Source organism: Actinomycetota bacterium (genome assembly GCA_040881665.1).
Taxonomy (GTDB): domain Bacteria; phylum Actinomycetota; class UBA4738; order UBA4738; family HRBIN12; genus JBBDWR01.
In genome coordinates this window covers 94,231-115,304 of the sequence record JBBECT010000005.1, presented here as the reverse complement: position 1 = coordinate 115,304, position 21,074 = coordinate 94,231, and the positions used below count along the sequence as shown (strand labels likewise).

Annotated in this window: 16 protein-coding genes; 14 read left to right on the top strand and 2 right to left on the bottom strand. The window is 68.2% G+C overall.

Annotation, left to right across the window (positions count from 1 at the left end):
- The first annotated feature begins 9 nt into the window (after positions 1-9).
- The 3 genes from WEF05_06280 to WEF05_06270 are packed head-to-tail and all read left to right on the top strand — an operon-like array spanning position 10 to position 2,571.
- The gene (locus tag WEF05_06280) at positions 10-906 is read left to right on the top strand and encodes an ABC transporter substrate-binding protein (protein MEX1101491.1); all 897 of its coding nucleotides are present in this window, start codon (positions 10-12) and stop codon (positions 904-906) included.
- Between the two features lie 22 nt (positions 907-928).
- Positions 929-1,813, top strand: coding sequence for an amino acid ABC transporter permease (locus tag WEF05_06275; GenBank protein MEX1101490.1), 885 nt, complete (start codon positions 929-931; stop codon positions 1,811-1,813).
- Positions 1,810-2,571, top strand: coding sequence for an amino acid ABC transporter ATP-binding protein (locus WEF05_06270; GenBank protein ID MEX1101489.1), 762 nt, complete (start codon positions 1,810-1,812; stop codon positions 2,569-2,571). The genes WEF05_06275 and WEF05_06270 overlap by 4 nt, the downstream gene beginning before the upstream one ends.
- 45 nt (positions 2,572-2,616) lie before the next feature.
- On the opposite strand, the gene WEF05_06265 is transcribed toward WEF05_06270, so the two are convergent.
- Positions 2,617-3,183 carry a hypothetical protein gene (locus WEF05_06265; GenBank protein ID MEX1101488.1) on the bottom strand — a complete coding sequence of 189 codons (567 nt, stop codon included), beginning with the start codon at positions 3,181-3,183 and terminating at the stop codon, positions 2,617-2,619.
- A 127-nt stretch (positions 3,184-3,310) separates the two neighbouring features.
- Between WEF05_06265 and uvrB the strand changes: the two genes are divergently transcribed.
- From uvrB to WEF05_06250, 3 genes are all read left to right on the top strand, one after another.
- Positions 3,311-5,338: an excinuclease ABC subunit UvrB gene (uvrB, locus tag WEF05_06260; protein ID MEX1101487.1), complete on the top strand. Its 2,028-nt coding sequence runs from the start codon at positions 3,311-3,313 to the stop codon at positions 5,336-5,338.
- 155 nt (positions 5,339-5,493) lie between these two features.
- Entirely contained in the window at positions 5,494-7,581 is a 2,088-nt protein-coding gene (locus tag WEF05_06255; GenBank protein MEX1101486.1) for an HD domain-containing phosphohydrolase, read from the top strand.
- A gap of 52 nt (positions 7,582-7,633) precedes the next feature.
- Positions 7,634-8,689: an amidohydrolase family protein gene (locus tag WEF05_06250; protein MEX1101485.1), complete on the top strand. Its 1,056-nt coding sequence runs from the start codon at positions 7,634-7,636 to the stop codon at positions 8,687-8,689.
- 16 nt (positions 8,690-8,705) lie between these two features.
- Here the strand turns inward: WEF05_06250 and WEF05_06245 are convergent, their stop codons facing one another.
- Positions 8,706-9,029 (bottom strand): hypothetical protein, encoded by a 324-nt coding sequence (locus WEF05_06245; protein ID MEX1101484.1) that lies wholly within the window; start codon positions 9,027-9,029, stop codon positions 8,706-8,708.
- Between the two features lie 115 nt (positions 9,030-9,144).
- On the opposite strand from WEF05_06245, the gene uvrA reads away from it, so the two are divergent.
- The 8 genes from uvrA to apgM all read left to right on the top strand — a co-directional run bounded on the left by uvrA (position 9,145) and on the right by apgM (position 21,000).
- A complete protein-coding gene (gene uvrA, locus WEF05_06240; GenBank protein MEX1101483.1) occupies positions 9,145-12,009 on the top strand; it encodes an excinuclease ABC subunit UvrA in 2,865 nt (954 codons plus the stop codon).
- A 91-nt stretch (positions 12,010-12,100) separates the two neighbouring features.
- Positions 12,101-13,759 (top strand): cupredoxin domain-containing protein, encoded by a 1,659-nt coding sequence (locus WEF05_06235; protein MEX1101482.1) that lies wholly within the window; start codon positions 12,101-12,103, stop codon positions 13,757-13,759.
- A gap of 71 nt (positions 13,760-13,830) precedes the next feature.
- Complete coding sequence (gene uvrC, locus WEF05_06230) at positions 13,831-15,714, top strand: excinuclease ABC subunit UvrC (GenBank protein MEX1101481.1); 1,884 nt, start codon at positions 13,831-13,833, stop codon at positions 15,712-15,714.
- The gene (gene rapZ / locus WEF05_06225; GenBank protein MEX1101480.1) at positions 15,714-16,640 is read left to right on the top strand and encodes an RNase adapter RapZ; all 927 of its coding nucleotides are present in this window, start codon (positions 15,714-15,716) and stop codon (positions 16,638-16,640) included. The genes uvrC and rapZ overlap by 1 nt, the downstream gene beginning before the upstream one ends.
- Positions 16,641-16,726: 86 nt before the next feature.
- Entirely contained in the window at positions 16,727-17,731 is a 1,005-nt protein-coding gene (gene gap / locus WEF05_06220; protein ID MEX1101479.1) for a type I glyceraldehyde-3-phosphate dehydrogenase, read from the top strand.
- A complete protein-coding gene (locus WEF05_06215; protein MEX1101478.1) occupies positions 17,728-18,927 on the top strand; it encodes a phosphoglycerate kinase in 1,200 nt (399 codons plus the stop codon). The genes gap and WEF05_06215 overlap by 4 nt, the downstream gene beginning before the upstream one ends.
- A 3-nt stretch (positions 18,928-18,930) precedes the next feature.
- Positions 18,931-19,707: a triose-phosphate isomerase gene (gene tpiA, locus WEF05_06210; GenBank protein MEX1101477.1), complete on the top strand. Its 777-nt coding sequence runs from the start codon at positions 18,931-18,933 to the stop codon at positions 19,705-19,707.
- A 9-nt stretch (positions 19,708-19,716) separates the two neighbouring features.
- Positions 19,717-21,000 (top strand): 2,3-bisphosphoglycerate-independent phosphoglycerate mutase, encoded by a 1,284-nt coding sequence (apgM, locus tag WEF05_06205; protein MEX1101476.1) that lies wholly within the window; start codon positions 19,717-19,719, stop codon positions 20,998-21,000.
- Positions 21,001-21,074: the final 74 nt, after the last annotated feature.

Genomic DNA, 21,074 nt, shown 5'->3' with positions numbered 1-21,074 from the left:
GGAGAGACGATGAGGAAGCTGCTGGCCGTCCTGGCCGTGAGCGCGTTGGTGTTCGCCGCGTGTGCGGAGGATGACGACGGAGCCGAAGACCAGCCGACCGCCGGTGCGACGACGGCCGCCTCGTGCGAGAAGGACTCCCTCAACCTCTTCGAGGACGGCCAGCTCACGATCGCGGCCTCGAACCCCGTGTTCCCGCCCTGGTTCCAGGGCAGCGTCGCCGGCAGCGACTGGAAGGACCCCTCTCCCGAGAGCGGTGAGGGCTTCGAGAGCGCCCTCGCGTACGCGCTCGCCGACGAGCTCGGCTTCACCGAGGACGAGGTCGTCTGGGTCGAGGAAGGCTTCAACAAGACCTACGCGCCCGGCCCGAAGGACTACGACTTCTCGATCCAGGAGATCTCGATCACCCCGAAGCGTGCCGAGGCCGTGACCTTCAGCGATGGGTACTACAACGCGAACCAGGCGTTGATCGCTCTGGACGACGGGCCACTGCAGGACGCCGAGACCCTCGAGGAACTCCAGAGCGCCAAGCTCGGCGCGCAGATCGGGACGACCGGCCTGACGTTCATCGAGGAAGTCATCGTGCCGGACGATGAGGCCGCAGTCTTCGACGACACGAGCGCCGCGAAGCAGGCATTGGAGAACGGTCAGATCGATGGGATCGTCGTGGACCTGCCGACCGCGTTCTTCATCACCGCCGTCGAGATCCCGAAGGCCGAGGTCGTCGGTCAGTTCGAGAGCACGCCCGACGTCGTGGAGGAGGAGCAGTTCGGCCTCACCTTCGAGAAGGACAACCCGCTCGTCGAGTGCGTGAACCAGGCCCTTACGTCGCTACGCGACTCGGGAGAGCTGCAGGCGATCCAGGACGAGTGGCTGTCGGAGACGGTGGACGTCCCCGTCCTGGGGTAACGATCGGGACGGCGTACGCTCCGTGAGCCTCGCCGGCCCCCCCGAGGGAGCAGGGTCGATCGACCCGGGCTTGCCACCACCACGCCGGCCCCGCCTGCGCGACGGGCTCCGCGCCGAGGGTGGCCGTGGCGCCCTCATCGCGACGGTCTCGACCGTCGTGTTCCTCGCGGTCGTGGCGGTCCTCGTTCTCAATTCACCCGGCTGGGACCGCGTCCGGCAGGCGTTCTTCGACGGGACCGACTTCGCCGCTTCTCTGCCCGACGTGCTCAGCGGGTTCTGGGTCAACGTCCAGATGTTCATGATCGCTGAAGTGCTCGTGCTCGCGTTCGCGTTGCTGCTCGCCGTGATCCGCGCGATCCCGGGACCGGTGTTCTTCCCGTTGCGCGCGTTATCCACGATCTACACGGACGTCTTCCGTGGGATCCCGACCCTGCTCGTGATCCTGCTGCTCGGGTTCGGCATGCCCGCACTCGACCTGCAAGGCGTCCCCGACTCGGAGATGTTCTGGGGCATCGTCGCGCTCGTGATCGTGTACTCGGCATACGTCGCGGAGGTCTACCGGGCGGGCATCGAGTCGATCCACCCGAGCCAGCGAGCCGCCGCGCGTTCTCTGGGACTCAGCCAGTGGAAGGCCCTGCGGTTCGTCGTCGTGCCGCAGGCGGTACGCCGGGTGATCCCGCCCCTGCTCAACGACTTCGTCGCGATCCAGAAGGAGACGGCGCTCGTCGCCATCCTGGGCGTGCGGGAAGCGGTGCGTGAGGCACAGATCTATTCGACGTCGACCTTCACGTTCACGAGCTACGTCGTTGCGGCGCTCCTCTTCCTGCTGGTCACGATCCCGCTCGCGCGCTTCACCGACTACCTCCTCGATCGAGAACGCCGGCGCCGCCAGGCGAGCTCCGGATGAGCTCCGACCGCGCCGGAGAGGTTCTCCGGATCCAGGGACTCCGCAAGTCGTTCGGAGAGCTCGAGGTGCTGCGGGGGATCGACCTGTCGATCGCCGACCACGAGGTCGTGTGCCTGATCGGTGCCTCCGGATCCGGCAAGTCGACGTTGCTGCGATGCGTGAACCTGCTCGAGCGGATCGACGCGGGCCGGATCGTCGTCGAGGGGGAGGAGATCACCGCGCCGGGGGTCGATGTGAACCGGATCCGGCGCCACCTCGGCATCGTGTTCCAGTCGTTCAACCTGTTCCCGCACATGACCGTGCTGCGCAACGTGACGCTCGGGCCGATCGAGGCGGCCGGACTGTCGAGGGACGAGGCACTGGACCGTGCGCGCTCGCTGCTCGACCGGATCGGTCTGCTCGACAAGCAGGACGAGTACCCGGACCGGCTCTCGGGCGGTCAACAGCAGCGCGTCGCGATCGTCCGCGCGTTGGCGATGCAGCCCAACGTGCTGCTGCTCGACGAGATCACGAGCGCCCTGGATCCCGAGCTGATCGCGGAGGTGCTCAACCTCGTCCGTGAGCTCGCGGGACAGGGGATGACGATGCTGATCGCCACCCACGAGATGGGCTTCGCTCGCGACATCGCGAACCGGGTCGTGTTCCTCGACGAGGGCGTGATCCTGGAGGAGGGGCCTCCCGAGCAGATCTTCAACGCCCCGCGGGAGGAGCGCACGAAACGCTTCCTCCAACGGATCGTCGAGGCCGGACGCCTCTGACCAGTTCCCCTCCCCGAGGGCCGGCCGACGACTGTGAGAGTCGGCCTACGACTGTTGATCGATGTGGAGCTTCGCGGTCCCGTCCTCGGCGACCTTGATGCGGGCCACGGCGTCGAAGCGTCGCGTCCCCGGGGCCCATCGGGTCGCGACCTTCTCGGCGGACCAGGTCGTGTTCCCGGTCGTGCACACCTGCGCGCCACCCTGACCATCGAGCGTCGGAATCTCCGAGAGCACCGACCCGGTTCCCTGCCGCGATCCGAGACGCCCGTCGAAGGCGAAATGCACCTCGGGGAACGAGTAGTCGTCCGAGAATCGGCGGTCGAAGTCCATCCGCATCCCACGGCCTGGGTACGACACCCCGACCAACCATTCGTAGGTCGTGGCGTCCGGGCATTCCATCTCCACGACGAAGTCGATGAACTTCAGGGACTTGCGACCCGTGGCCGGTCGATCGACCAGCGCAGCCATCGGAACCGACTGCGTCGTCTCTCCGAGGTAGAGCACTTGGCGGCGCCGTTCGGTGGTGATGGCGGAGGCCGATGTGCCGAGGTCCACGGCCGACAGGCCGGCCAGCAGGGAACAGGCGCGCAGCGTTCGGATCGTTCTGCGCACGGTGAGGCTCCTGTCGTGTCGACGATGTTGGGGGAGTATCCCCCGCTCGTGGTGTCCCAACAAGCAACTCGCGTCCGTGCGTGGTGGTCACCCCATCGCTGTCGGCGGGCGGGCCTACAATCGCCGCGTGCCCCCCTTCCGCATCGCATCCGAGTTCCGGCCCTCCGGCGACCAGCCGGAGGCGATCGATGCCCTGGTCCAAGGCGTTGCGGCGGGCGAGGACCGGCTGACACTGCTCGGAGCCACGGGGACAGGCAAGACCTACACGGTCGCTCATGTCGTCGAGCGGGTCCAGAAGCCCACCCTGGTGATCGCGCCGAACAAGTCGCTGGGAGCGCAGCTCGCGAACGAGTTCCGCGAGGTGTTCCCCGACAACGCGGTCGAGTACTTCGTCAGCTATTACGACTATTACCAACCCGAGGCCTACGTTCCGCAGACCGACACCTACATCGAGAAGGACTCCTCGATCAACGACGAGATCGACCGCCTGCGGCATTCGGCGACGAACGCCCTGTTGACGCGCCGCGACGTCATCATCGTCGCGAGCGTGTCGTGCATCTACGGCCTCGGTTCCCCGGAGGAGTACGAGGGCCAGCTCCTCCGCGTCCACAAGGGCGTCCCGATCGACCGAGACTTCGCGATCGGGCGGCTCGTCGACATCCAGTACGAGCGCAATCAGGTCAGCCTGGCTCGCGGGAAGTTCCGCGTGCAGGGGGACACCTTGGAGATCCATCCTGCCTACGACGAGCGGGCCGTGCGGATCGAGTTCTGGGGTGACGACATCGAACGGATCACCCTGTTCGACCCACTCACGGGCGAAGTGGTCGCCGATCTGCCGGAGATCACCGTGTATCCCGCGTCGCACTACGTGGCGTCCGAGGAGCGGATGACCCGCGCGATCACCTCGATCGAGGACGAGCTGCGCGAGCGCCTCCGGACCTTCGACGCGCAGAGCAAGCTCCTCGAGGCCGAGCGGTTGAAGATGCGGACGAACTACGACCTGGAGATGATGCGCGAGGTCGGGTTCTGCAGTGGGATCGAGAACTACTCGCGCCACATCGACGGACGCTCCGAGGGCGAGGCCCCGTACACGCTCCTCGACTACTTCCCGGACGACTACCTCGTCGTGATCGATGAGTCGCACGTCACCGTCCCGCAGATCGGTGCGATGTACGAAGGGGATCGCAGTCGGAAGGACACCCTGGTCGACTTCGGGTTCCGGCTGCCGAGCGCCCGCGACAATCGACCACTGACCTTCGACGAGTTCACCGGGCGGGTCAACCAGGTGGTGTTCCTGTCGGCGACCCCGGGTTCCTACGAGCTGCGCACATCGAAGCGTGTGGTCGAGCAGATCGTCCGGCCGACCGGCCTGGTGGACCCGGAGGTCCAGATCCGCCCCACGCGCGGACAGGTGGACGACCTGATCGAACAGATCCGGGCGCGTGCCGAGAGCGATCAGCGGGTGCTCGTCACGACCCTGACGAAGAAGATGGCCGAGGATCTGACCGACTACCTGCTCGAGATGGGGATCCGCGTTCGGTACCTCCACTCGGAGATCGACACGTTGCAGCGGATCGAGATCCTGCGCGATCTGCGACTGGGGGAGTTCGACGTACTCGTCGGGATCAACCTGTTGCGCGAGGGACTCGACCTTCCCGAGGTGTCGCTCGTCGCGATCCTCGACGCCGACAAGGAGGGTTTCCTCCGGTCCGAGACCTCGTTGATCCAGACGATCGGGCGCGCGGCGCGCAACGTCGACGGCACGGTGATCATGTACGCGGACGAGGTCACCGACTCGATGAAGCGCGCGATCTCCGAGACGCAGCGCCGCCGCCAGATCCAGCTCGCCTACAACCGCGAGCACGACATCGATCCCCAGACGATCCGCAGGAAGGTCTCCGACATCCTCCTCGGGATGCAGGCGGATGTTCGCAGCGGGAAACGTGCCCCGATCCCCGAGCGGACCGGCCGGCGAGCGACGGCGGGAACGTCCGAGCTGCCGCGGGACGAGCTGACCCGCCTGATCCAGAGCCTGGAGGACGAGATGCACGAGGCCGCGAAGGATCTCCGGTTCGAGTACGCAGCCAGGCTCCGAGACGAGGTCAACGATCTGCGCAAGGAGCTGAAGGCGCTCCAGGACGCCGGCGTGCGCTGACGGAGGGTCGGGCGCCCCTCGGTCGTGCTCGTAGGCACCCCGCGATCCATCGTCGCGGTATGGGGTGAGGCCGACCGGTCACAACGGGCTACGCAGTTCCGAGCAAGGCCGTCGGCAGGCCTCAAGCCCCCCCCCGAGCAGCCGATTCAGCCTGCATGGGGCGGACCAACCTCAGCCGCGGTCGCGGTACCGCGCTCGGCCTGATGCTGCTCGCCGCCGTGATGCTCGCGGCGGGGGTGGGCTTGGCCATGCAGCAGCGTGCCGCAGCCGCGAGCGAGCTCGACGACACGCTCGTCTCCGCCGCCCGGCACGAGTCGCAGGTGTTGGCGAACCAGTTCGACCGCGCGCGAGCGATCGCACTGCTGAGCGCCGACAACCCCGCGTTCCAACGCTTCTACGAGATGGGCGGTTCCCGTCTGCGTCGTATCTCCGGCGGTGGACGCACGATGGACGACATCAACAGCGCCCTGATCTACCTGCAGCGGTTGTATCCGGACATCCTGACCGCGAGCTTCGTCGACCGCGAAGGCGGTGAGAACGCGCGGGCCGATCGGCTGCTGCGCGCGCCGGTCACCGGACTCTCGCGGGACCAGCGCGAAGCTCCCTTCTTCATCCCGGCGTTCTCGATGGAGACCGGCGACGTGTATCAATCGGCACCCTTCGTGTCCCCGTCGACGGGGCAGTGGGTGATCTCGTTCGCGACGCCGGTGCCGAGCATCGACGGCGTGACACGAGGGATCGTGCAATACGAGATGCCGGTCGAGACGTTCCGGATCGAAGCCTGGGCGGTCGTTCCCGATGGGATAGAGATCCGGGTCGTGGAGGCGCCGACATCCTCGGTGGTGATCGACGCGGCTGTTCGTCAGGGATCGGGAGCGACGATCGTGGACGGATCGGACGCGGGCAGCGGCAACGACGACCTCTCGGGGTTCGCCCTCGGTGATCCGACCGACGAGCGCTTCGACTGGCTCCGTTCCGCCGGAACGCGAGGCCTGAGCGACGCCGCCGGTGTCCGTGTCGCCTACGAACCCGTGATCGGTGGAGTTGGGAACGAGAACCACTGGGTCGTGGCCGCCGAGCCCGCCGAGCCGCTGGGCCTGTTCGCCGGCGTCGGTCCGGGAACGGCGTCGCTGGTCGCGGTCGGCCTCGTGCTGTTGTTCGCGGGAGCGCGGTCGTACCGTGCGGTGAACCGGGAACTGGCCGACGCCGTCACCAGCGACAGCCTCACGGGGATCGGGAACCGTCGCAAGCTCATGGCCGACCTGGACGAGATGGTCGAAACGGGAGCGCCGTTCGCGCTCGGGATGTTCGACCTCGACGGCTTCAAGCACTACAACGACACGTTCGGTCACCCGGCGGGAGATGCCCTGCTGATCAGGCTCTCGGCCAAGCTCACCGAGGTGATGAGCGATCGCGGCTGTGCGTACCGGCTCGGGGGCGACGAGTTCTGCATCCTCACCGAACGGACCGGCGAGGATCTGGACGATCTGCTGGGCGCGGCCATGCTCGCCCTCTCCGAGCAAGGTGACGGATTCGAGATCGGCTGTTCCCACGGCATCGTCCGGATCCCCGACGATGCGGCCGACGCGGAGGATGCGCTGCGCCAGGCGGACAAGCGGATGTATGCGGAGAAGCACGGCCGCCGGCTCACCGCGGAAACCCAGAGTCGCGACGTGCTCGTGCGCGCGCTGCTCGAACGTCATCCGCAGCTGGGGGAGCACCGCGACGAGGTCGCAGACCTCGCGGAGGCGATCGCCCGCCGGTTCGGCGCCGAGGACTACGAGCTCGCTCGTGTGCGTCGTGCCGCGGAGCTGCACGACATCGGGAAGGTTGCGATCCCCGAGGAGATCCTGTCGAAGAACGGCCCCCTCACGGATGAGGAGTGGCGATTCATGATTCGGCACAGTGAGATCGGGGAGCGGATCCTGGACGCGGCTCCGGCGCTTCATCAGGTCGCCGAGCTGATCCGTCACCACCACGAGCGGTGGGACGGTAGCGGGTACCCGGACGGGCTCGCCGCCGACTCGATCCCACTCGGCGCCCGCATCGTGGCGGTGTGCGACGCCTACCACGCGATGCTGTCCCCGGATCGCGCGTACGGGAAGCCGCGCACGCGCAAGGAGGCTCTCGACGAGCTGCGTCGCTGTGCCGGAAGCCAGTTCGATCCAGAGGTCGTCGAGGCCCTGTGCGCGCTCCTGGATGACCGGCGCCCCGCCAGCACGACCACGGCCGCCTCGGCCTGACCCACGCGGGCAAATCCCCCGTCCCGCCGGTCCCCCCACTAGCGTCTGGCGGATGGAAGACCTCCTCGTTCGAGCTGCCTCGGCATGGATCCGGCCGGGAGAGACGATCCACCACGCCGCGATCACCGCGTCGGCGGGCTCGCTCACATACGTGGGCCCGACCGCCGCCGCACCCGACGCCCGAGATGTCGTCCGCGTCGACGGCGTGCTGATGCCGGCGATCGCAGACCGGCACGTCCACATCGGTCTCGCCGATCCCACCGCGGTCCTGCTCGGTGGGGTGACGGCGGTCCGCGACCTCGGGTGGCCCGCCGACCGGATCTTCGGACTGACCGAGGCATCCGAGCTCGTGACCTACAACGGACCGTTGATCCGTGCGGCGGGTCCGTTCCTGACCGCCCCCGGCGGCTATCCCACCCGTGAGTCGTACGCGCCACCGGGGTACGCGCACGCCGTGGCGGATGCCGACGAGGCCGGGCGAGCCGTCTCGGTGTTGCTGTCGCAGGGCGCCGCCGCGATCAAGGTCTCGCTCAACGCCGTCGACGGGCCCACTCCCGGTGACGCGGAGCTCGCCGAGATCTGCCGCGTCGCGGCGGACGCGAACATCCCCGTGACCGTTCACGCACAGGGCGCCGGGCAGGTGGAGCGTGCACTCGGAGCGGGGGTCCAGGAGCTCGCGCACGCGCCGTTCTCCGAGCGCCTGTCCGAACAGATCGTCGGAGCCCTCGCCGGGCGTGTTCGGATCGTCTCGACACTCGATCTGATCCGGATCCACCATGGGAACGACGCTGTGCGGATCGCACTCGACAATCTCGCACGGTTCCGAGAGGCGGGCGGTTCGATCGTCTACGGCACCGACATGGGCCCACCCGAGTGGGGTCTGCCCCCGGGGATCGATGTCCGGGAGGCACTGCTGCTGCGGGAAACGGGGATGGATCACGACGACGTCCTCGGGGCGATGGTTCGCAGTCCGCTCGAGGTCGGCGCTCCGGCGGACCTGATCGCGATGGCGACCCACCCGGGGGAGCGGCTCGAAGCACTCGCCGAACTCACGCTCGTCGTGCGCGCGGGCCGAGTGATCCTGCGCAGGGAACGACCTCGGGTCTAGCTTTCGGTGCGCCGGTTCAGTCCGCGGCGGGATCGTTCGGGTCGGTCCCGGGCGAAGCGGGTGGCACCTTCTCGTGCTTGTCGAGATAGTCGAGGTAGTAGGGGCGGAGCGCCTCGGCCAGGTCGCCCTCGTCCGCGCGGCCGAGATCGTTGAGCAGCGCGGACAGCCACATCACGTCGGCCTTGCTCTCCTCCATGTTCCCGGCGGCGACTTCCGCTTCCGGGATCGTGCGAACCAAGCCCCAGAGGAACCGGACGTCGAGGCGATGCCGTGCCAGGGAGAGGGCCCGGTCGGCAAGCTCGTCCGGGGGCAGCTGCTCGAGCTCTGATCGGGTGGTCATCCACGCCGAGCCTACCCCGGCGCACGGGAGTATCCGCGCACGCCCGTACAATCGCGGCGTGGGCAAGCACCGCACCCCCTCCGACCGCGATCTCGAGCGCAACGCCCCCGGCCCCGTGGGTACCGATCGCCTGGTGATCCACGGGGCTCGCGAGCACAATCTGCGCAACGTCACGCTCGAGCTCCCGCGCGACCGGTTGATCGTGTTCACGGGCCTGTCCGGGTCGGGCAAGTCCTCCCTCGCGTTCGACACGATCTACGCCGAGGGTCAGCGGCGCTACGTCGAGTCGCTCTCCTCCTATGCCCGCCAGTTCCTGGGGCAGATGGAGAAACCCGACGTCGACTTCATCGAGGGGCTCTCACCGGCGATCTCGATCGACCAGAAGAGCACCAGCCGCAACCCGAGATCCACCGTCGGCACGATCACCGAGATCTACGACTACCTCCGGGTGCTCTACGCCCGCGTGGGGCATCCGCACTGTCCGAAGTGCGGGCGTCCGATCGGGCGCCAGACCCCCGACCAGATCGTCGACCAGGTGATGGAGCTGCCCGAGGGAACGAAGTTCCAGGTGCTCGCCCCTGTGGTGCGTGGCCGGAAGGGGGAGTACGAGAAGCTGCTGGCCGACCTCGCGTCGCGCGGGTTCGTGCGTGCGCGGATCGACGGCGACGTTCGCGACCTGGGAGAGAACATCAAGCTCCCGAAGACCTACAAGCACACGATCGAGGTGATCGTCGACCGCCTCGTGGCCAAGCCGGACATCCGTCGCCGCGTGGCCGACTCGATCGAGTCCGCGCTCGAGCTCGCCGAGGGAACGGCGGCCGTGGCGGTCGCGACGCACGACGAGACCGAAGAGGTGCAGACCTTCTCCCAGCACCTCGCCTGCACCTTCGACGGACTCAGCTTCGACGAGCTCAATCCTCGCAACTTCTCGTTCAACTCTCCGTACGGCGCGTGTCCGACGTGCGACGGGCTCGGGACCCATCTCGAGGTCGATGCCGAGCTGTTGGTTCCCGATCCGGATCTGTCCCTGGCCGAAGGGGCGGTGGCGATCTGGTCCAGCGGCCGCCTCGAGTATTGGGACCGTGTGCTCGAGGCGGTCGCGGACGCCCACGGATTCTCGGTCGATACGCCGTGGAAGAGGCTCTCGAAGAAGGCCAAGGAGATCGTCCTGCACGGCTCGGACGAAGAGATCTACGTCCGGTACAAGAACCGCTACAACCGGCAACGCTCGTACTGGACGACGTTCGAGGGCGCGGTGTACAACGTCGAACGCCGTCACGGCGAGACCGACTCCGAAGCGCAGCTCGAACGGCTCGAACAGTTCATGCGCGAGATCCCGTGCCCTTCGTGCGGGGGTGCGCGCCTCAAGCCGGAGAGCCTCGCGGTGACCGTCGGCGGCATGAGCATCTCCCAGCTGACCGACCTCTCGATCAGCGACACCCTGGCCTTCGCCGACGACGTCGAGCTCAGTGAGCGCGAGCGGATGATCGCCGAGCGGCTGCTGAAGGAGATCCGATCCCGTCTCGGGTTCCTCATCGATGTCGGCCTGGATTACCTCACCCTCGACCGCGCCTCGGCGACCCTCGCCGGCGGCGAGGCGCAACGGATCCGGCTCGCGACCCAGATCGGTTCGGCACTCGTCGGGGTGCTCTACGTGCTCGACGAACCCTCGATCGGGCTGCACCAACGCGACAACCGACGCCTGATCGACACGCTGATCCGGCTGCGCGACCTCGGGAACACGCTGATCGTCGTCGAACATGACGAGACGACGATCGAGGCGGCCGATCACGTCGTCGACATCGGACCGGGGGCGGGGGAGCACGGTGGCGCGATCGTGTACACGGGCGACGTGAAAGGCCTGCTCGAGGACGAGGGGTCGATCACCGGGCAGTACCTCTCCGGCCGTCGCGAGATCGCGATGCCCGAGGTCCGGCGGGCTCCCTCCGGACGGTGGCTCAAGGTGCAGGGCGCCCGCGAGCACAACCTGAAGAACGTGAACCTGAAGATCCCGCTCGGAACGTTCACCTGCGTGACGGGGGTCAGCGGGTCCGGGAAGTCGACGTTGGTGCAGGACGTCCTGCTGCGGGCCCTGATGCAGAAGGTTTATCGATCCCGGGTGCTCCCGGGGCGGCACCGCAAGCTCGTCGGATGGGAGCAGGTCGACAAGGTGATCGACATCGACCAATCCCCGATCGGGCGCACACCCCGCTCGAACCCAGCGACCTACACCGGTGTCTTCGACCATGTGCGCAAGCTCTTCGCACAGGTGCCCGAGGCCAGGGCGCGCGGGTACCAGCCCGGACGCTTCTCGTTCAACGTGAAGGGCGGGCGCTGCGAGAACTGCGCGGGCGACGGGCAGATCAAGATCGAGATGCACTTCCTGCCCGACGTGTACGTCACGTGCGAGGTCTGCAAGGGACACCGCTACAACCGCGAGACGCTCGAGGTGAAGTACAAGCACCGCTCGATCGCCGACGTGCTCGAGATGAGCGTCGAGGAAGGCCTCGAGTTCTTCCAGAACATCCCCGTGATCTCGCGCCACATGCAGACGCTCTCGGACGTGGGTCTCGGCTACATCAAGCTGGGACAACCGGCGCCGACGTTGTCGGGCGGCGAGGCCCAGCGGATCAAGCTCAGCTCCGAGCTCCACAAACGGGCGACGGGCAACACGCTGTACGTGCTCGACGAACCGACGACGGGGCTGCACTTCGAAGACATCCGCAAGCTCTTGGGTGTGCTCCAGCGGCTCGTCTCGACCGGCAACACGGTCCTGGTGATCGAGCACAACCTCGACGTGATCAAGACCGCCGACTGGATCGTCGACCTCGGCCCGGAGGGCGGCCACGGAGGAGGCGCGATCGTCGCCGAGGGGCCGCCCGAGCAGATCGCGATGCATCCCGACTCGCACACCGGACGCTTCCTGGCGGAGGTGCTGGGCACGCTGTCGGTCGAGCCCGAACCTGCCGGCGCACGGTGACCGACGCGCGGCGGTGACGCCGATCCGGCTGCCGAGGACGTGCCTACGATCGCGGTTGCCCGGGCGGAACCTTGCTAGGATGCGCCTCGCCGTGACCAGCAAGCTCCTCCTTCTCGCAGCCTCGATCGCCGTCGTCGCGAGCGCGTGCGCCGGACCGTCGGAGCCGACGATCGACCTCGGTGAGGGCCGCCGATTCATCCCCGAGGTCGTCGATTTCGTCGGGGACGTGGGCAGCTACCCGTCGATCACGCTGAACGCCGACGCCGCCCCGTATGCCACCTACTGGGGCTTCCCCGAGGTCCTCGAAGAGGGGGGCATCCCCGCGACCCGTCCGATCCAGTCGCCCACCCCGCCGGGCGTGTTCCTCGTCAGCGACAAGGAGGGTCTGTTCAGCCGGGGCGCGATCGCGCAGGGCGCACCGGTCGCCTCCGGGGTGAAGGTCCCCTTCGTACCCGTCTACGAGAAGGCGTTGCAGACCGCGACCCCGGAGAACTCTCAGGGGACCGCGGTCGTCGTCGGTGGCGACGGGACGATCCACTCCGCGTGGGTTGCGGACAGCGGGCTGTGGTACGGCACCACGACCGACGCCGGGCCCTCGGAGGCCGAGCTCGTCGTGAGATTGGCGAAGAGGCCGAAGGTGGCGGGACCGATCGGATGGCCTGCGATCACGCTCGGGGACGACGATGTTCCCTGGATCGCCTGGGGTGACGCGACGGGCGCCGGGCAGACGATCGAAGCGGCGATCAAGGACGGAGACGGCTGGAGGTTCGAGACCGTCGCGGACCTGGGTGCATGCGGTGGCTGCCCCGACCCGCAGCGTGTCGCGGTCGAGTGGACCCTTGATGGTCCGATGGTCGCCTTCGCCGACACGGCGGCCGAGCAGCCGGTGTCGGCGGTGCAAGGCGAGCGCGGCTGGGAGCTCCAGACGATCGAGCCGCAGGGAGGAGGTCATGGGCTCTCCCTCGCGGTGAACGGCGACGAGACTCGCGTCTCGTACTTCACGGGCGACGGCGCGGTTCACGAGGCGCGATGGGCGAGCGGATCCTGGGCGCGCGTCGAGGTTGCAGCACCGGCCGATCCCTCCCCGGCTCTCGACGTGGAGCAGGTCGACCGATTCCGCACCACCGGGATCGCGATCGACGACGACGCGACGAGCTGGGTGACCTGGTTCGACGCTGCGATCCCCGGCATCAAGGTCGCATCGTCGGCAGACGGGGAGGCGTGGGAGGAGGTCCAGACGTCGAACACGGCCGGAGGCGCGATGCCCGACATCGCGGTCGCGCCCGACGCCTCGGTCGTGTATACGACCTGGTACGACAGCGAGAATCAGAACTTCGTTCTCGGCACCTACGCGGACGAGACGGAGCTTGCCCTCGCGAATCCGAGCCCCACAGCGACGGGGCCACCGGCGGCGGCCGAGCCCACCGGGGAGCCGACCGGTCAGGCCGAGACCGAGCTGACGATCGTCGCTCCACCCGGAGCCATAGGGACCGGGTTCGACACGGCGAGCCTGCTTGCGGCGGCGAAAGAGGATCTCACCGTCACCTTCGACAACCAGGACCCGGGTGTTCCGCACAACTGGAAGCTGTTCGACGGGGCCGATGACGCCGCGCCCGAGATCGCGAGCAGCGCCGACCTCACGGGCCCGGCCAGCGAGGACGTCTCCGTCGAGCCCCTCGATCCCGGCGACTACTTCTACCTCTGTTCCTTCCACCCGACGACGATGACGGGAACCCTGACCGCCGCGTAGCTCGAGCGCCGAAACGCCCTCCCCGGGATCGCTCCCCGGGCATCGCGGAACCGCTGGGTAGGATGGGTCGTGTGAGCGTCCCGAAACCCGCCGCGTCGACGATCCCCGACGAACCGGGTGCCTACCTCTTCCGGGACGGTGACGGGCGCGTCGTCTACGCCGGCAAGGCGCGATCCCTCCGCAAGCGCCTGGCCTCCTACTGGGGCAAGCCCTTGCACCCACGGACCGCCGCGATGACCGAGGCGGCCACCTCCGTGGAATGGATCGTGGCGGGATCCGAGCTCGACGCGCTCATGCTCGAGTACAACCTGATCAAGGAGCATGTTCCCCGGTTCAACATCCGCTACCGCGACGACAAGTCCTATCCCTACCTCGCGATCACCGTCGGGGAGCGGTGGCCCCGGGCGCAGGTGCTGCGTGGATCGAAGCGCAAGAAGGTGAAGTACTTCGGTCCGTACGGTCACGCGTACGCGATCCGCGAGACCCTCGACAGTCTGACTCGCGTGTTCCCGGTTCGGACGTGTTCGAACGCCTTCTTCCAGCAGCGGGAGCGGGCCCGCCGGCCTTGCCTCTACTACGACATCGGTCGCTGTTCGGGTCCGTGCGTTCCTGAGCGGACCGGGGTCACCGACGAGCGCTACCGCTCTGACGTCGACGCGATGATCGACTTCCTCACGGGCAACCATCGCGAGGTGCTCCAACGGCTCGAGCGCGAGATGGCGGAGGCGTCCGAGCGCAAGGAGTACGAGCTCGCCGCGAAGCTGCGCGATGCGCTGACGGCGGCCCGGCGGGCGATCGAGAACCAGGAGATGGTGCTCACCCAGGACGAGAACCTCGACGTTATCGGGCTCGTCGAGGACGACCTCGAAGCGGCCTTCCAGGTGTTCTTCGTTCGGCGTGGGCGCGTGATGGGCCGCAAGGGCTGGATCGTCGATCGCGTCGAGGAACTCGACCGCCCCGGATTGATCGCCTCGTTCTTCGGAGAGCTGTACCGCGATCGGGACGACATCCCGCCCCGCGTGCTCGCGCCGGAGATCCCCGCGGACCGAGAGGTCCTCGAACAGTGGCTCGCCGACCGGCGTGGGAGCTCGGTGACGATCGGGGTGCCCGAACGCGGTGCGAAACGGAAACTGATGGAGACGGTCACGCGGAACGCCGGCGAGGCGTTCCAACGTCACAAGCTGAAGCGCGCCTCGGACTTCGGTGCGCGTTCCCGGGCCCTGTCCCAGCTCGCGGAGGAGCTCGGCCTGCCGCAGGCGCCGCTCCGGCTCGAGTGCTACGACATATCGAACCTCGGTCCGACCGACACGGTCGCGTCGATGGTGGTGTTCGAGGACGGTCTTCCGAAGCGTTCGGACTACCGCCGATTCTCGATTAAGCAGGTCGAGGGACAAGACGACTTCGCGAGCATGGATGAGGTGCTGCGCCGCAGGTTCGGGCGGCTGCTCGAACAGCGCGACGAGCCATCGAACGCCGATGGGAAACCCCGGCGCTTCGCCTATCCTCCGCAGCTCGTCGTGGTCGACGGCGGCCGGGGGCAGCTCAGCGTCGCGGTGAAGGTGCTCGCCGACCTCCGCCTCGAGATCCCGGTGATCGGCCTCGCGAAGCGACTCGAGGAGGTCTACGTGCCGGGTGATCCTGAGCCGTTGATGATCCCGCGGGGCTCCGAGGCGCTCTTCGTGCTCCAGCACCTCCGGGACGAGGCGCACCGCTTCGCCGTCAGTTACCACCGACAGAAGCGCGCGAAGCGCGCGCTCGTCTCACCCCTGGACGAGATCCCGGGCGTCGGTCCTACACGGAAAAAGGCTCTGCTCCGCACCTTCGGGTCGCTCACGCGGCTCCGCGCGGCCTCCGTCGACGAGATCGCCGGCACCCCAGGCGTAGGCCCCGCGCTGGCCGCCACGATCGTCGAGCGATTGCACGCGCCCGCGTCTGCCGGCAGGGAGAGCGCCTGATGGCCGAGCGTGCTGTGAAGGGCGAATCTCCCGCCGATCAACCTCCGCTGTTCGAAGCCCCGGACACGGGTCCCGGGTTCACGATCATCACCGGCCTGTCCGGCGCCGGCCGGTCCGAGGCGGCGCGCAGCTTCGAGGATCTCGGCTGGTTCGTCGTCGACAACCTCCCGCCGGAGCTGCTCGCCAAGATGGCGGAGCTCGCCGACCGGCCGGGAGGCCCGGCCCGTGTCGCGATCGTCGTCGACGCGCGAGGCGGCGTGTTCTTCGGGGAGCTCGCCACAGCGCTGGACGAGCTGAAGGCCCTCAAGATCGGCTACCGGATCTGCTACCTGGAGGCATCCGACGAGGATCTCGTTCGCCGATACGAGGCCACGCGGCGGCGGCATCCGTTGGCTCCCGCCGACCGGGTCGTCGAGGGCATCCGCAAGGAACGCTTGATGATGGAATCCCTGCGCGGCGACGCCGACCTGATCATCGATACCAGCGGCCTGAAGCCGCAAGGGCTCCGCGATCGGATCCGGGGCGCGTTCTCCGACGATCTCCCCGAGACGTCCCTGCAGGTGTCGCTGGTGTCCTTCGGCTACAAGTACGGGACGCCGCGCGACGCCGACATCGTGATCGACGCCCGGTTCCTGGCGAACCCGTACTGGGTCGACGAGTTGCGTCCGCAGACCGGCCTGGAGCCGGCGGTCCAGGAATTCGTGGCCGGCCAGGATCGGTATCGGGACTTCATCGTGCGGCTGTGGGATCTGGTCGAGCTCGTGCTGCCCGGGTACCTGACCGAGGGGAAGTCCTATCTCACGATCGCCGTCGGCTGCACCGGCGGCCGCCACCGCTCCGTCGTCGTGGTCGAGGAACTCGCCCGATCCTTCCGGGAGCGCGGTCTGCCGACCGCGGTCGACCACCGAGACGTCGACCGGGGTTAGGCGCACCGACCGGCGCCTCCTATCGCCGCGGGACGATTGCCGGAAGGCGTGGATAGGATGGAGGTCCGCCGCACCCAGGAGGATCCATGTCCATCAAGATCGGCGTGAACGGCTTCGGCCGGATCGGCCGCAACTTCCTTCGAGCCGCGATCGAGCGAGGCGAGGTCCTCGACCTCGTGGCCGTGAACGACATCACCGACCCCGCAACCCTCGCCCACCTGCTGAGATACGACTCCGTGCTCGGCCGCTTCAAGGGAGAGGTCGCCGCCGAGGGCGACACGATCACGGTGAACGGCGACGCGATCAAGGTGCTCGCCGAGCGCGATCCGGCGAACCTACCGTGGAAGGACCTCGGCGCCGAAGTCGTGATCGAGTCGACCGGTCTGTTCACCAAACGCGACGATGCGGCAAAGCACCTCGCGGCAGGGGCGCAGAAGGTCCTCATCAGCGCCCCCGCGAAGGGGGAGGACCTCACGATCGTGCTCGGGGTCAACGACGACGCCTACGATCCCGCGAACCACCACATCATCTCGAACGCCTCCTGCACGACGAACTGCGTCGCCCCCATGGTGAAGGTGCTCGACGATGCGTTCGGGGTCGAACAGGGCTTCATGACGACCGTCCACGCGTACACGAACGACCAGCGGATCCTCGATCTGCCGCACTCGGATCTGCGTCGCGCGCGCGCCGCGGCGGTCAACGTGATCCCGACGTCCACCGGTGCGGCGAAGGCAGCCGGTCTCGTGCTGCCGCACCTGCAGGGCAAGCTCGACGGGATGGCGTTGCGGGTGCCCGTCCCCGACGGGTCCGTGACCGACTTCGTCGCCACCGTGCGCGGCACTCCGGACGTCCGCGAGGTCAACGCCGCGTTCGCCGCCGCGGCACAGGCCGGTTCGCTCGCGGGCAAGCTCGTCTACACCGAGGACCCGATCGTCTCCTCAGACATCGTCGGTAGCCCCGCGTCGTGCACCTTCGACTCGCTCTCGACGATGACGATGGGAAGCACGGTGAAGATCCTGGGTTGGTACGACAACGAGTGGGGATACTCGAACCGGCTCGTCGACCTCGTGAAACTCGTCGCCGCGACGTGAGCCTCCCGACCCTCGACGACGCAGGAGACGTCGGCGGTCGGCGGACCTTCGTCCGCGTCGACTTCAACGTCCCGCTCGCCGGGGGAACGATCACCGACGACGCACGGATCCGGGCGGCACTCCCGACGATCCGCGAACTCCGTGATTGCGGAGGGATGCTCGTACTCGGCTCGCACCTCGGGCGTCCGGACGGGAAGCCGGTCGATGCCCTGCGCATGGAACCGGTCGCCCGGCGTCTCGGCGAGCTGCTCGGGGTCCGGGTCGAAGCCACGCAGCGGATCACCGGTCGCGAGGTCTCCGCGGCGGTTCGGGAGTTGCCGGACGGAGGGGTCCTGGTGCTCGAGAACCTGCGATTCGATCCGCGTGAAAGCCAGGACGACCCGGGGTTCGCCGCCGAGCTGGCCGACCTCACGGAGGTCTACGTGGACGACGCGTTCGGCGCCGTTCATCGGGCGCACGCGTCGGTTCACGCGCTGCCGCGCGCGATCCGCGAGGCGGCCAGACCGGCGGTCGCCGGCAGGCTGCTCGAACGCGAGCTCACCGTGTTGTCGCGTCTGCGCGACGGGGATGTCGAGACCCCGTACGTCGCGGTGCTCGGGGGAGCGAAGGTTTCGGACAAGCTCTCCGCGATCGATGCTCTGCTCGACCGGGTCGACGCGATCCTGGTCGGTGGAGCGATGGCGTTCACGGTGATCGCCGCCCAGGGAGGGGAGATCGGCACCAGCCTCGTCGAGCGCGACCGATTCGAACAGGTCCGGACGACGCTGTCACGTGCCGATGAGAAGGGCGTCCTGATCCAGCTCCCCGAGGACGTGATCGCCGCCTCCGAGATGTCCGCCGACGCCCGAAGCGAAACGGTGAAGGCGGCGTCGGTCCCCCGCGGACTGATGGGGCTCGACATCGGCCCGCGCAGCGTCGAGGAGTTCGCGCGGACGATCGCCGACGCCCGGACGATCCTGTGGAACGGCCCGATGGGCGTGTTCGAGCTCGAACCGTTCTCCGCGGGAACCCGTGGGGTCGCGAAGGCGATCGCGGCCACGACCGCGTTCAGCGTCGTGGGCGGGGGAGACAGCCTCGCGGCCGTGAAGAAGTTCGAACTGACCGAGGACTTCGACCACCTGTCGACCGGGGGAGGGGCGTCGCTGGAGTTCCTCGAAGGCGCCGAGCTCCCGGGCATCGCGGTACTGGAGGAGTAACAGATGGCTGAGCCCGACCGGCGCCCGATCATCGCGGCGAACTGGAAGATGCACAAGACCCACCTCGAGGCGATCCGGGACGTCCAGAAGCTGAGCTACCTGCTCGATGCCGAGGACACCGAACAGGTCGAGGTCGTGATCTGTCCCCCGTTCACCGCGACGCGTGCGGTCGGAACGCTGATCGAGAGCGACAAGCTCTCCTACCGGGTCGGCGCACAGAACGTCCACCCGAAGGACGAGGGAGCGTTCACCGGCGAGATCTCGCCGCCGATGCTCACCGCCCTGAAGGTCGCCTACGTGATCGTGGGACACTCCGAGCGCCGTGCCCTGTTCGGCGACACCGACGAGCTCGTCAACCAGAAGGTCCGGGCCGTCTTCAAGCATCTGATGACGCCGATCCTGTGCGTGGGGGAGTCGCTCTCCGAGCGCGAGGCGGGCGGAACCGAGCAGAAGGTGGGGGAACAGCTCCGCGCCGACCTGAAGGGTGTTGACGCCGAGCAGGCCGCCTCGCTCGTCGTCGCCTACGAACCGATCTGGGCTATCGGCACCGGCCGGAACGCCGCCCCGGCGGACGCGGGCGCGGTCGTTTCCCACATCCGCACCGTGCTGACCGACCTCTACGGCGGTACGGTCGGATCGAGCGTACGCGTGCAGTACGGCGGCAGCGTCAAGGCCGGCAACGTCCGGGACTTCATGGCACATCCGGAGATCGACGGCGCCCTCGTGGGCGGCGCGAGCCTCGACCCCGAGGAGTTCGCACTGATCGTGAAGTACCGATAGGAGCCCGACGTGTATCGACTCCTCTATGTCTGCCTCGACGGACTCGGGGATGACCCCGTGCCCGCTTTCGGCGGACGCACCCCGCTCGAGGAGGCCGACACCCCGTTCCTGGACGACCTCGCGCGACGAGGCCGCACGGGTTCGTGCGTGACGGTGGGTCCAGGGATCGCCCCGGAGTCCGACATCGCTGTCTTCGCGATCCTCGGCTACGACCCACGCGAGGAGCACCCCGGGCGTGGTGTCGTCGAGGCGGTCGGATCGGACATGGAGTTCCGTGACGGGGACCTCGCCTATCGGATCAACTTCGCCACCGCCGACTGGCCGCGCATCGTCGATCGGCGGGTCGGCCGCGACCTGTCCTCGGAGGAGTCTCAGGCGCTCGCCCTCGAGGTCCATCGCAAGCTCCGCCTGCCGAACGCGTCGTTCGAGCTGCAGGCGACGGTCGAACATCGGGGTGCCCTGGTGATCCGGGCCGACGACGGACCTCTCTCGTCCGCGGTGACGAACACCGACCCCGCCTACCGCAAGGACGGCTCCCTGGGCGTCGCGCTCGAGACCTTCGAGCCGGAGGTGGTTCGGTGCGAGCCACTCGAGGAGACCGAGGCGGCGCACCACGCGGCAGAGCTGACGAACCGGTTCGTCGAGGGAGCCGCGAAGATCCTCGACGCGTCCGAGGTGAATCGGGAGCGACGGGTCGCGGGCGAGCTGCCCGGCAACCTGATCCTGACGCGGGACGCCGGCGACCACCTGCCGAAGCTCCAGCGGATCAAGGACCGCTTCGGACCGACGTGGGGTTGCTTCGTCGAGATGCCGGTCGAGCGGGGGATCGCGAAGATGCTCGGGATGGTGCCGGTCGCCGCTCCGCGGTTGAAGGTCGACGCTCCCGGGCGGGCGGCCGACGCCGAGTACGTGAAGTGGGCGGAGCTGGCCGTGGAGGCGCTGAACGGGTTCGATGCCCTCTACGTGCACATCAAGGGGCCCGACGTTCCCGCCCACGACGGGCGATGGGACGACAAGCGCGACGTGATCTCGACGATCGACCGCGCCTTCTTCGGGGAGCTCCTGCCGCAGCTCGACATCGACCGCACGATCATCGCCGTCACCGCCGACCACTCAACCTCGTGCGTTCGGAAGGCACACACGGCCGAGCCGGTCCCGTTGCTGGTGAGCGGGGGTCCCGTGCGGCCCGACGGATCTCCGGCGTTCGGTGAGACTTCGTGCCGCGACGGGTCCCTGGGTGAGGTCCGCGGGGTCGGGATCGTGCCCCGGCTGACCCAGCTGATGCGCTCCTGACACCATCCCGTTCCCTCTGCCCCGGCGTACCAATGAGCGACGCGGTTGCGTCGCGCGGCGTGTGGGTAGCTGTT